The sequence below is a fragment of the Mesorhizobium sp. WSM1386 genome, from assembly GCF_055901595.1.
This window is the reverse complement of the sequence record NZ_CM148373.1, coordinates 1,628,068-1,640,000: the sequence shown is the minus strand read 5'-3', so window position 1 is coordinate 1,640,000 and position 11,933 is coordinate 1,628,068. Positions and strand designations below refer to the sequence as shown.

Below are 11,933 nucleotides of genomic sequence, written 5' to 3'. Positions count from 1 at the left end.
CGGCTTCCTTCGACGAAAAGAGCGACCTGTCCGCCGATGAGGTGGAAAAGGTGGTGCGCGAAGCCGGCACCGACCTCAGCGACGGCGCCGTGCAGGTCGCTTCACTCCATTATGTCGACCCGCAGCGATTCGGCGAAGCCTTTGCCGAAAGCATGGCCGGCTCCTATGACGTGAAGATCGTACCGGAAAACGTCTCCGTGGCGCCGCGCGCCAATGTCGACGACCAGGCGCCGGCTTTCGCCGAGGAAATCATTCCCTTCACCAGGGATACCGAACTTACCGAGGCCTTCGCCGATTCGGGCTACACGGGCGAAGACGCCACCGGCATGGCCGAAGCAATCGCCAAGCTCTTGAACGCCCCGGCACTCAAGGCGGGAACGGTGCTGCGAGTCGGTCTCGAGGTTCGCGGCGATGCCGCAAAGGTCGTGCGCACCAGCGTTTACGACAAGACTACCCATATCGTCACCATCGCGCTCGACGACCGCGGCCAGTATGTGCCCGCGCAGGAACCGGAGCCCAATCCCGAACTTTTGACCGCGTTCGACGATTCGTCGGCGCCGGTGGTGGTGCGCGGCAATCTTCCCAATGTCTATGACGGCATCTATCGCACCGCCTATTCCTACGGCATGTCGAAGGCGATGACCCAGCGGCTGATCAAGCTGCTTGCGCCTGGCGTCGACTTCCAGTCGCGGCTCAATCCGTCGGACAGGCTGGAAGTGCTGTTCTCGCAGCCGGACGGCGACGATCAGACTTCCGACAATTCGGACCTTCTCTATGTCTCGGCAACATTTGGCGGCACGACGCGCAACTTCTACCGCTTCCAGATGCAGGACGGCAGCACGGACTATTTCGACGAGAATGGATCGAGCGCCGAGCAGTTCCTGCTGCGCAATCCACTGCCAAACGGGAGATTCACCTCCGGGTTTGGTGCACGCAAGCATCCTATTCTCGGCTATGTCCGCATGCACACGGGCACCGATTGGGCTGCTCCCATCGGATCGCCGATCATTGCCGCCGGCAACGGCGTGGTCGAGAAAGCGGGCTGGGCCGGTGGCTATGGCAAGCAGATCATCCTGCGCCATGCCAACGGGTACGAGACCTCCTATAATCACCAGAGCGCTTTCGCCAAGGGCATCGCGCCTGGCGTTCGTGTCCGGCAAGGCCAGGTCATCGGCTACCTTGGCCAGACTGGCCTCTCCACCGGTCCACACCTCCACTACGAACTGATCGTCAATGGCACGAAGGTTGATTCTATGCGCGTCCGGCTGCCGGTCGGCAAAGTGCTGAAGGGCGACGATCTCGTCGCCTTCAAGCGCGAGCGCGAGCGCATCGACGATCTCCTGAAGCAGGAAGACGGCAATTCGCTGAAGGTCGCCAGCGCCAAAATCGAAGGCTGAGCCTTCGAATTTCAGTCCTGCCGGGTTTTGGCTTGCGGCGACGTTTTGGCTTGCCGCGGCCAGGGCAATGGCTCCCCGGAAATGGTCGTCCAGGCAATCACTGTCGAAAGCAGGCATAGCAGCGCCGTCACCAAGGAGACGGCGGCAAACGCCGCATCGCTGGCCGCGAGCCTTGCAGCATCGAGTGCCGGTGCAAGTCCGGTCGGCGCCGGTTCGCCGAAGCCGGGCACGCCCGGCGCCGCACTTCCGTCCAGCGCGTTGGCGTAGACCCAGGCGGCCAGCGACCCCATCGCCGCCACGGCGATCAGGCCGCCGATGCGCGAGACGGCATTGTTGATGCCGGAGGCAGCGCCCGTATCCTTGTCTTCCACCGCCGTCATGATCGCGGTCGACAAAGGTGAGACGACCAGCGCCATGCCAAGCCCCATCAGCGCCATCAGCGGAAATATCCCCGTCCAGAAATGATGGAAGCCGGCATGGGCGAGCAGGGCAAGCCCGGCGAAGGCGACCGCCACGATCAGGCTGCCGCAGGCGATCGGGAAACGCGGTCCGATCCGGTCCGACAATTGGCCGACCGGTCCCGACAGAAGCGCGATCGATGCCGACAGCGGCAGGAAGATGAAGCCGACTTCGGCCGTGCTCAGCCGCCAACCGGCGATTAGCAACATGGGCAGGTAGAAAAGATTGGCTGACAGCGCGAAATAGAGGAAGAAGGTCGCCACATTGGCGCCGGCGAAAGCGCCGATGCGAAACAGGCTGAGGTCGATCATCGGCTCACGCTGCCGCTGCTCGAACAGGATGAAGACGACCAGCAGCACGGCGCCGGCGGCAATGCTGGGCCCAGCCATATGGCCTTCGCCGCTGGAGCTCATCGAGGTCAGTCCATAAGCGAGCGCGCCGAAAGCCAACGTCGCGAGCGCGCCGCCACCAAGATCGAGGCTGCGCTTCTCCGTCGGTGCATCGGCCGGGATCTTGACGAGCAGTAGATAGATCGAGATCAGGCCGAGCGGCAGGTTGACGGCGAAGATCGCCCGCCAAATGCCGTCGCCGAAAGCAGAAAGCACCAGGCCGCCGAGCACGGGACCAAGCGCGGTGGTCAAGGCCGAGGCCGCCGCCCAGATGCCGATCGCTCGGCCGCGCTCCTTTTTCGGGTAGGCCTTGGCGATGATGGCGAGGCTGCCGGGCACCATGATCGCGGCACCAATGCCCTGGAGGGCGCGAAACGCGATCAGCACGACGGCGTTCGGCGCCAGCGCACAGGCGAGCGATGTGGCGACGAAAAGCGTAATGCCGGCCACGAAGGCGCGGCGCAGCCCGAACCGATCGCCGGCGGCACCGCCGGCAAGGATCAGCGCCGACAGCGTCAGCGCATAGGCATTGGAAATCCACTGCGCCTCGGCGAGGCTGGCGCCGAGATCGACGCGGATCGCCGGCATGGCGATGGCCAGGATCGAGCCATCGATGAAGCCGAGCGCCGAAGCAAGGATCGCTGCGATCAACACGTATCGCCGCTGCGATTGCGGACAGAAGGTTCCGGTGGTGACCGGGCTGGTCAGCGGGATGGCGGCTGCTTTGCTTGGTGAATGCATGGAACCCTGCTTAGACCGCCATTGTGTTTGCAACAACCGGCCAGCACCTTGCTGTCCTTGAAACCAGCCAGTTGGCCAGGATGACGCTCTATCGGATGCAAACGGCCGCAGTCATGCTAGGTTCCGGCGCGAGCAACAGGCGGGGAGAAATCGATGAAGCGCCCACTTGAAGCATCGGCGGAGGGACGTGGCCGCATCGTCGGCATCACCGACGGCGTGTTCGCCATCGCGCTGACCCTGATCGTGCTCGAGATCAGGGTGCCGGCGCATGAGGCTGTTCATTCCGAGCGCGATCTGCTTGCCGCCATCGCGGCACTGGCGCCACGCTTCCTGACCTACGCCTTGAGTTTCCTGACGCTGACCATCTTCTGGTTCGGCCAGCAGGCGCAACATGGGCTGATCGCCAAATCCGACCGGCGGCTCGCCACGCTGAACCTCTGCTTTCTCGCCTTTATCGCCCTGCTGCCATTCTCGACCGACCTTCTGGCCGACTTCCTCGAATTCAGGACCGCGGTTCTTGTCTATTGGCTCAATCTGCTGATGCTCGGCGTCACGCTGTTCGCCAGCTGGCGCTACGCCGAGAAGAACGGCTTTGTGGCGGAAGATGTCGACGCGCAAACGAAACGCACGGTCTATCTGCGCATCGTCAAGGCACAGATTCTATGGGCGATCGGCGCCGCACTTTGCCTGGTCACCCCTCTGCTCAGCGTTGGCTTCATTCTGGTGGTGCAGCTGGTCTATGCCGCCGCGCTGCGCGGCTCATTGCTGCGCAAAATCATCGGCTGAAGGTCCCCCGACGAACTCCACGGTGACGCCTGGCGACACCAGCTTGGCAAGCTCGCGCGCGTCCCAGTTGGTCAGGCGCACGCAGCCATGGCTTTCGGTCTTGCCGATCTTCGACGGCTCCGGCGTGCCATGGATGCCGTAGGTCGGCTTGTCCAGCGCGATCCACACCGAACCAACCGGCCCGTTGGGACCTGGCGGGATGGTCAGGATCTTGTCGTTCTGGCCCTGCTTGAAATTGATGTTGGGATTGTAGGTGTAGTTCGGGTCGAGCGCGATGCGCGACACCGTGTGGATACCGGTGGGCGACGGCGTGTCGGCCGAGCCGATGGTCGCGGGATAGGCTGCGACCAGCTTGCCGCCCGCATCGTAGGCGTAGACTTCCTTCTTGCCCTTATCGGCGACGATGCGCGCGACCGGGGTCGACACCAGCTTGCCGAAATTGGCAACCTTGATGATCGTCCCGGGGCGATTGAAGTCGAGGCCCTTGTTGATCGACTTCAGATAGTTTTCGTCCATGTGGAAGCGTTCCGCCAGCGCTTCGGGCACCGACGTGTAGCCCATGCGGTCGAGCTGCGCCTTCTGGCTGTAGTCTTCCGGGATCGAGGCGACGTAGGGGCCGGCCGCATCCTCTGGCGTGATGGTGTAGTTGGCAAAGGCATCGCCGCCCGATTGCGCAAGAGCGGCCTGGATACCGACCGCATCGGTCGACTTCAAATTGCTGCCGGTGATCTCGTTGTATGCGGCGAGCGCCTTGTCGACGTTCGAGCCGAAGCGCCCGTCTATGACGCCGGGCGAAGCACCGCCGCGGTCGAGCAGCACCTGCAGGGCGGCGACATCCTGCCGCGCTCCCAGCGACAGCGACGGGTCGACCGCTGTGTTGCCGCCAGCATTCGGCGGCAGCGCCGCCTGATCGGTGGGCGCGTCCTGATCCTCGGGCGCTGCCGGCTGGAGAGGATCTATCGAGGCTTCATCGAGCGGCTGGCGCTTGATGGTATGCGGCTTTGCGGGCTGCGGCGCGTCGGGGTAATTGTTGTCGTAGCTGCCGTCGTCCTGTGGTGCCGGCGGATAGGCTTCCACCGAATTGTCCCCGTCATCCGCGGGCGGCGGGATGACCCGGCCTTCCTCTTCCAACTGCTTGCGGCGGAAGCGTGCCATGTCTTCCGGATCGTCGAGATAGTAGCGGTCATCGTCGGCGGGGCCGCGGCCCAGCTCGCGCAGCCGCATCTCGCGGCGCAGCGCGCGCCGGTCGAGCCGTGACTGCGGTGGCTGGATGGCGACGACCTTGCCGGTATCGGCATCGACGATGACGCGATTGCCCCTGGCGTCGTAGTAGATATCGAGATTGCCGTCCTGCGCGACAAGGATGCCGCCGGCATCGGCAGCACGGACAACCCTTGGTGCATCGTCCTGCGTCGGTGCGGCAAACGCACCGGAGGACACAAGCCCGGCGGCGAGCGCCGAAAGGGCAAAGATCGTGCGGAACATTGTAGCCAACTCTCCGGTCCGTAAATTGCCGCCGCCCGGCATTGTTCTTTAGGATGCCACATCATGCCTTCCGAAATCGAAACGATTTTCGGACCGATGCGGTAGGCGAACCCCCTCGCCAGCAAACCAGTTAACCACCTTATGGTTCCAACATGAACCGGGCATGAAGATGGCGGCTTCCGGCGTCTCTCGGAATATTCGCTAGCTTGCGCCAAGCCCCAGTTGCTTGCGCGCCTGCTTGGTCAGTTTCAGGGCGACCAGGCGATGGCTCTCGCGCAGGTAGTCCTTCAGCGCCGCATCATCCACGCTCTGGCTTGTCTGACGCTGGATCCATTTCATGCCGCGCGATGCAAGATAGGGCGCGGGCCGACAGCCAGGCTGCTCCTTGAGCACATCATAGGCGATGTCGGAGCATTTGAAGGTGACGAAGAGTTGCTTTCCGTCGTCCCAGCCGCCGATCGCGAAGACCTTGGTCGCGACCTTCCAGACATGGGCGCCGCCCCACTGGACGACATGGTTTGTGGCCGGCAGCGAGGCGCAGAAGCTGTTGTAGTCGTCCAGCGTCATCCGGGCCTCGCTGTTAATAGGAATGCCTAGAAGAAAATGCCGCGCATCCGGGACTGGATGCGCGGCATTGGATCAGGCCGCCGCCTCGGCCGCGACGATCGACGGCTTCGAGCGGAAGTTCAACCGGTCGGATCCGGCCGTCACCTTGACCGTCGAACCGTCGAGGATTTCGCCGAGCAGGATCTTCTCCGCCAGCGGATCCTGCAGGTCCTTCTGCATCACCCGCTTCAGCGGTCGCGCACCATAGGCCGGGTCGTAACCCTTGGCCGCCAGCCATTCGATCGCCTCGTGATCCAGCGCCAGCGTGATCTTGCGATCGACAAGCAGGCTTTCCAGCCGCTTGAGCTGGATTTCGACGATGCGATCCATGTCCTTGCGTCGCAACCGGTGGAACAGGATCACCTCGTCGACGCGATTGAGGAACTCCGGCCGGAACGATGCCCTGACGACGCCCATCACCTCGTCGCGTACCGCGTCGACATCCTGGTCCTCGCCGAGATTGACGAGATATTCGGCGCCGAGGTTCGACGTCATGATGATCAGCGTGTTGCGGAAATCGACGGTGCGGCCCTGGCCATCGGTCAGGCGGCCGTCATCGAGAACCTGCAGCAAGACGTTGAAAACATCCGGATGCGCCTTCTCGATCTCGTCGAACAGCACGACCTGATAGGGCCGGCGCCGCACGGCTTCGGTCAGCGCACCGCCCTCCTCATAGCCGACATAGCCGGGAGGCGCGCCGATCAGCCGGGCGACCGAGTGCTTCTCCATGAACTCCGACATGTCGATGCGCACCATGGCGCTGTCGTCGTCGAACAGGAAGCTGGCCAGCGCCTTGGTCAGTTCGGTCTTGCCGACACCCGTCGGCCCGAGGAAGATGAACGAACCGATCGGCCGGTTCGGATCCTGCAGGCCGGCACGGGCCCGACGCACGGCTTTCGAAACAGCCTGCACCGCCTCGCCCTGGCCGACGACACGCTTGCCGATCTCGTCTTCCATGCGCAACAGCTTGTCGCGCTCGCCCTGCAGCATCTTGTCGACTGGAATGCCGGTCCAGCGCGAGACGATATGGGCGACGTGGTCGGGGGTGACCACCTCTTCGACCATCCCCACCTTGCCGTCCTGGGCTTCGGCCTCCTTCAGCTTCTTTTCCAGCTCCGGGATCTTGCCATAGGCAAGTTCGCCGGCGCGCTGGAATTCACCCTTGCGCTGGGCAATGGCCAGATCGTTGCGTGCCTCGTCGAGCTGCTTCTTCAGGTCGGCGGCGAGGCCAAGCTTCTGCTTCTCGGCCTGCCACTTGGCGGTGATCTCGGTCGATTCCTCCTCGAGGCCGACCAGCTCCTTTTCCAGGCGGGCGAGCCGGTCCTTCGAGGCATCGTCCGTCTCGACCTTCAGCGCCTCGCGCTCGATCTTGAGCTGCATGATGCGGCGATCGATCTCGTCCAGCGCCTCGGGCTTCGAATCGACCTGCATCCTGAGCCGCGACGCGGCTTCATCGACGAGATCGATCGCCTTGTCGGGCAGGAAACGGTCGGCGATGTAGCGGTTGGACAGCGTCGCCGCCGCCACCAGCGCCGAGTCCGAGATGCGCACCTTATGGTGCTGCTCGTACTTCTCCTTCAGCCCGCGCAGGATCGAGACGGTGTCCTCCACCGTGGGCTCATCGACGAAGACCGGCTGGAAGCGGCGGGCAAGGGCCGGATCCTTCTCGACATGCTTGCGATATTCATCGAGCGTGGTCGCGCCGACGCAGTGCAGTTCGCCGCGCGCCAGCGCCGGCTTCAGAAGGTTCGACGCATCCATGGCGCCGTCCGCCTTGCCGGCGCCGACCAGCGTGTGCATCTCGTCGATGAACAGGATGATGCTGCCGTTGGCCGACGTGACTTCCGAAAGCACGGCCTTCAGCCGCTCCTCGAACTCGCCGCGGTACTTGGCGCCGGCAATCAGCGCGCCCATGTCGAGCGCCATCAGCTGCTTGTCCTTCAGCGATTCCGGCACGTCGCCATTGACGATGCGCAGCGCCAGGCCTTCGGCGATCGCGGTCTTGCCGACGCCCGGCTCGCCGATCAGCACCGGGTTGTTCTTGGTGCGGCGCGACAGCACCTGGATGGTGCGGCGGATCTCGTCGTCACGACCAATCACGGGGTCCAGCTTGCCGGCGCGGGCATCCGCCGTCAGGTCGCGCGCGTATTTCTTCAGCGCGTCATAGCCTTGTTCGGCACTCGCCGAATCGGCGGTGCGGCCCTTGCGGACATCGTTGATGACCTGGTTCAGCGCCTGCGCGGTGACGCCGGCCTTGGCCAGGATGTCGGCGGTCTTGGCCGATTTCTCCATGGTGAGCGCCTGCAGCAGCCGCTCGACGGTGACGAAGCTGTCACCGGCCTTCTTGGCCAGTTCCTCGGCGGTCGAGAACACCTTGGCCAGAGGCTGCGCCAGATAGAGCTGGCCGTTGCCGCCTTCCACCTTGGGCATCGCCTCGAGCGCCGTCTCGACGCCGAGCTTGACGTCGCGGACATTGCCGCCGGCGCGCTCGATCAGCGACGCGGCTAGGCCTTCGTCATCGTCGACGAGGACTTTCAGGATATGTTCGGGGGTGAATTGCTGGTGATTGCGTGAGAGCGCCATGGTCTGCGCGGACTGGATGAAGCCGCGCACGCGCTCGGAATATTTCTCAAGGTTCATATCTGTCTCCTTCCGTCACCGGCCCGCTTTGCGGCACCGGATCAGATTACGGTGACGGACCCGCCCATTCGAGCCGGATCCAGTTCAGCCGAGATATGGTGCATAGGCCATGCCGTCTCAAGACGCCTTGATATCGGTCAATGCATAATATTCCACGTCAGCCCAAACGAAGACGGCGGAGATTTCTCTCCGCCGTTCAACGTCTTGAAATACTGTCCGATCAGTTGTCGATATCGGTGGTGGCCGGCTCGGCATTGCCGCTGTCGGCGGGGGCCGTGGTCATCTCACCCGTATCGGCGTTGCCGCCACCGGCGTCGACCTGGTCGGCATTGGTGCGAGGACGGCGCGGACGCCGCGGGCGGCGGGCGGCACCGCTCTCGGCGGCTGCCTCGTTGAGTTCGGCCTGGGCCGCCAGACCGGCGGGCGAAAAATTCTCGAACGACGGAGCCGGCTCGGCTGCGGCAACGCTCTCGGCCGGCGACACGGCGCCTTCCGCCTGGACCGGGGCCTCGTTGCGCTGCTGTTGTCCGCCTTGCTCTGCGGAAGCATAATCGCGCTGGCCATTCTGGCCATAGCCGCCATTGGGGCGGCGATCACGGTGGCGTCCGCCATTGTCGCGGCCGCCATTGTTGCGCCCGCTATTATCACGGCCGCCATCACGATTATCGCGGCCGCTTTCCCGGTTCAGTGCCACCTCGGCCGGCATGCCCTCGATCACCGGCTGCGGCCCGGCGCCATGGTTGACCACCGGAACTTGCGGTTCGGGCCCAACGTTGCCGCCGTTTCCTGCCCCATTGCCGGACCCGGCATTGTCGAACTCGTCGCGATCCTCGTCGCCGTCATCATCGAAATCGTCGCGATTCTGCTGGACGTTCTGGATCGGCATCTGCGCCTGGGCGGCGGCAATGATGCGATTGTAATGTTCTGCGTGCTGGAGATAGTTCTCCGCCATGACCCGGTCGCCGGAGCTTTGCGCGTCACGTGCCAGGGTGGCGTATTTTTCGGCGATCTGCTGAGCCGATCCACGGATCTTTACGTCCGGACCGTTGCTCTCGTAATTGCGCGTCAGGGGATTCGGCCCCTTGCGGTTGTTGTTGTTGTTATTGTTATTGCCGCCGCCGCCGCCATTGTTGTTGCGACCGCGCATGCGCCTGTTCTGCTGTTGTGGCCTCATTCGACTCTCTTCATTTTGAAATTTTTGAAAACTCGTAACGAACGGTGGCGCTCATGCAGCCAGCCGTTCGGTTTCTTCACCGGCGTTCGCCCGCATCAATTGCGTTGGCGCCACGTGCCATCCTGTTCCGGTTACATCACTTGCCGGACGATTCCCGCACGAAGCTTGGGCGTCGTTTGCGCAAGAAGGCAGCTATTTCCAAGGAAACCGAATCGCTAAGAGCACTGCCTGCTTCGTCTCATCCGGTTAAGGCGACCCTAGCCGCATTCCCCGGCATTGCCAAGCGCTTTTTTCGCACTGCGTCAAGGCTTTCCCCGTTGAAAGACAAGAACCCTGTCGTTTCCACCAAGGTCGCGGAAAGCACCGACCAGTCCATAACCTGCAGACCTGAATATATCCGTAACTTCGTCCTGCTGCGTGCGGCCGATCTCGACCGCAACCCTGCCTTCGGCTTCCAGAAACCTTGCCGCCTCGGCGGCGATGATCCTGTAGGGGTTCAGCCCATCCACGCCGCCATCGAGGGCCAGGCGCGGGTCGAAATCGCGGACTTCGTCCTGCAGATTTCCAATGTCTTGAAAAGTTATATAGGGAGGGTTTGCGGCAATTACATGGTATCGGCCCGAAACTTTTTCGAACCAGTCCGACTGCAGCGCCGTGAACCGGCCGCCGAACCCGAGCTGCCCGGCATTGCCGGTCGCCGTCGCCAGCGCACCGGGGGCGATATCGACACCGGTGGCGGTCGCGGCCGGCTCGGCGCTGAGCAGCGCCAGGGCGATAGCGCCCGTCCCCGTGCCGAGATCGAGGATGCGGCATGCGCCCTCGCGCGCCGCGATTGCCTTGACGAAAGGCAAGATTGCCTCAACCAGCGTTTCGGTATCCGGCCGCGGCTCCAGGGTTTCGGGCGACAGCGACAGGCGCAAACCGTAGAATTCCCGGTAGCCGAGGATGCGATGCACCGGTTCGCCACCGGCCCTTCGTCTCAAGGCGGCGTCGATCGCCTCGATGGCGCGCCCGTGAACCTTGAACTCCGGATCGGCAATCGCTTGGGTGCGCGTGGTACCGGAAAAATGCTCGACGATCAGCCTGGCGTCGAGCGTCGGATCATCGACAGCGGCGGCCACGAGCCGAGCCCGCGCTTCCCGCAGCAGCGGCCCCAGCGCCTCTGGCAGGCTGTCAGCCATCAAGGCCGATATCGGCGAGCAGCTTCGACTGGTGATCGGCGATCAGCGCGTCGATGACTTCGTCGAGCTCGCCCATCATCACCCGGTCGAGCTTGTAGAGCGTCAGGTTGATGCGATGGTCGGTGACGCGGCCCTGCGGGAAATTGTAGGTGCGGATGCGCTCCGAACGGTCGCCGGAGCCGACCTGCGACTTGCGCGCCTCCGAGCGTTCCTCGTCCGCCTTGCTGCGCTCCATGTCGTAGAGCCGGGCGCGCAGGATCTGCATGGCCTTCGCCCGGTTCTGATGCTGCGACTTTTCCGCCTGCACCACCATGATGCCGGTCGGCAAATGGGTGATGCGGACCGCCGAATCGGTGGTGTTGACGTGCTGGCCGCCCGAGCCGGAGGCCCGCATCGTGTCGATGCGGATATCTTCGGCGCGAATGTCGATATCGACCTCTTCGGCTTCCGGCAGCACTGCTACGGTGGCGGCGGAGGTGTGGATGCGGCCGCTGGCTTCGGTCGCCGGCACGCGCTGCACGCGATGCACGCCGGATTCGAATTTCAGATGGGCAAAGACGCCTCTGCCGGAAATGGTGGCGATGATTTCCTTGAAGCCGCCGGCATCGCCGTCGCTGGCCGACACCGTCTCGAAGCGCCAGCCATGTTCGGCGGCATAGCGTTCATACATGCGAAACAGATCGCCGGCGAAGAGCGCGGCCTCGTCGCCGCCGGTGCCGGCGCGAATTTCGAGGATGGCGTTCTTGTCGTCGGCGGCATCCCTGGGCAGCAGCAGGAGTTGGATATCCTTCTGCAGCGCCTCGATGCGCTCCTCGACACCAGGCAGATCCGCCTCGGCCAGGGCCCGCATCTCGGCATCGGTGCCCTTGTCGGCGAGCATCGCCTCGAGATCGGCCTGCTCATGCTCGGCCGAGCGCAGCGCCCGAACCTTGGCCACCATCTCCTGCAGCTCGGCATATTCGGATGCCATCTTCACATAGGCATCCGGCGCCGGCCCGGCCGACATCTGCGCTTCGAGCATCTCGAAACGCTTGACGACTTGATCCATACGATCGCGTGGCAGGTTGACCATGAT

Annotated in this window: 9 protein-coding genes (1 of these 9 running past the window's edge); 2 read left to right on the top strand and 7 right to left on the bottom strand. The window is 63.7% G+C overall.

Translation table 11 applies throughout. The features are described 5' to 3' along the window. Window positions 1-1,397 carry the 3' portion of a M23 family metallopeptidase gene (locus tag AC0NIH_RS08025; RefSeq protein WP_023780263.1) on the top strand. The gene continues 574 nt to the left of window position 1, outside the view, so 1,397 of the gene's 1,971 nt are visible here — the last part of the coding sequence; its start codon lies off the left edge, out of view; the stop codon is at window positions 1,395-1,397. A gap of 11 nt (window positions 1,398-1,408) precedes the next feature. Here the strand turns inward: AC0NIH_RS08025 and AC0NIH_RS08020 are convergent, their stop codons facing one another. After that, entirely contained in the window at window positions 1,409-2,986 is a 1,578-nt protein-coding gene (locus tag AC0NIH_RS08020; RefSeq protein ID WP_473463670.1) for an MFS transporter, read from the bottom strand. A gap of 153 nt (window positions 2,987-3,139) precedes the next feature. Between AC0NIH_RS08020 and AC0NIH_RS08015 the strand changes: the two genes are divergently transcribed. Then, complete coding sequence (locus AC0NIH_RS08015) at window positions 3,140-3,772, top strand: TMEM175 family protein (protein ID WP_473463668.1); 633 nt, start codon at window positions 3,140-3,142, stop codon at window positions 3,770-3,772. Here the strand turns inward: AC0NIH_RS08015 and AC0NIH_RS08010 are convergent. The 6 genes from AC0NIH_RS08010 to prfA form a co-directional block, all read right to left on the bottom strand. Continuing rightward, window positions 3,746-5,257, bottom strand: a complete 1,512-nt coding sequence (locus tag AC0NIH_RS08010; RefSeq protein WP_473463665.1) for a L,D-transpeptidase family protein — start codon at window positions 5,255-5,257, stop codon at window positions 3,746-3,748. The two genes, AC0NIH_RS08015 and AC0NIH_RS08010, sit on opposite strands and share 27 nt — an antisense overlap. Window positions 5,258-5,458: 201 nt before the next feature. After that, window positions 5,459-5,824 carry an MmcQ/YjbR family DNA-binding protein gene (locus AC0NIH_RS08005; RefSeq protein ID WP_023780265.1) on the bottom strand — a complete coding sequence of 122 codons (366 nt, stop codon included), beginning with the start codon at window positions 5,822-5,824 and terminating at the stop codon, window positions 5,459-5,461. Between the two features lie 72 nt (window positions 5,825-5,896). Further along, window positions 5,897-8,503 (bottom strand): ATP-dependent chaperone ClpB, encoded by a 2,607-nt coding sequence (gene clpB / locus AC0NIH_RS08000; protein WP_473463662.1) that lies wholly within the window; start codon window positions 8,501-8,503, stop codon window positions 5,897-5,899. A gap of 220 nt (window positions 8,504-8,723) precedes the next feature. After that, window positions 8,724-9,677, bottom strand: a complete 954-nt coding sequence (locus AC0NIH_RS07995; RefSeq protein WP_473463659.1) for a DUF4167 domain-containing protein — start codon at window positions 9,675-9,677, stop codon at window positions 8,724-8,726. A gap of 302 nt (window positions 9,678-9,979) precedes the next feature. After that, the gene (gene prmC, locus AC0NIH_RS07990) at window positions 9,980-10,858 is read right to left on the bottom strand and encodes a peptide chain release factor N(5)-glutamine methyltransferase (RefSeq protein WP_473463657.1); all 879 of its coding nucleotides are present in this window, start codon (window positions 10,856-10,858) and stop codon (window positions 9,980-9,982) included. Next, entirely contained in the window at window positions 10,851-11,930 is a 1,080-nt protein-coding gene (prfA, locus tag AC0NIH_RS07985; RefSeq protein ID WP_013892871.1) for a peptide chain release factor 1, read from the bottom strand. The genes prmC and prfA overlap by 8 nt, the downstream gene beginning before the upstream one ends. Between the last annotated feature and the right edge of the window lie 3 nt (window positions 11,931-11,933).

Bases quoted from the DNA above. Each gene is read 5' to 3' on its own strand.
- AC0NIH_RS08020 (WP_473463670.1), bottom strand. From the start codon at position 2,986: ATGCATTCACCAAGCAAAGCAGCCGCCATCCCGCTGACCAGCCCGGTC.
- AC0NIH_RS08015 (WP_473463668.1), top strand. From the start codon at position 3,140: ATGAAGCGCCCACTTGAAGCATCGGCGGAGGGACGTGGCCGCATCGTC.
- AC0NIH_RS08010 (WP_473463665.1), bottom strand. From the start codon at position 5,257: ATGTTCCGCACGATCTTTGCCCTTTCGGCGCTCGCCGCCGGGCTTGTG.
- AC0NIH_RS08005 (WP_023780265.1), bottom strand. From the start codon at position 5,824: ATGACGCTGGACGACTACAACAGCTTCTGCGCCTCGCTGCCGGCCACA.
- clpB (WP_473463662.1), bottom strand. From the start codon at position 8,503: ATGAACCTTGAGAAATATTCCGAGCGCGTGCGCGGCTTCATCCAGTCC.
- AC0NIH_RS07995 (WP_473463659.1), bottom strand. From the start codon at position 9,677: ATGAGGCCACAACAGCAGAACAGGCGCATGCGCGGTCGCAACAACAAT.
- prmC (WP_473463657.1), bottom strand. From the start codon at position 10,858: ATGGCTGACAGCCTGCCAGAGGCGCTGGGGCCGCTGCTGCGGGAAGCG.
- prfA (WP_013892871.1), bottom strand. From the start codon at position 11,930: ATGGTCAACCTGCCACGCGATCGTATGGATCAAGTCGTCAAGCGTTTC.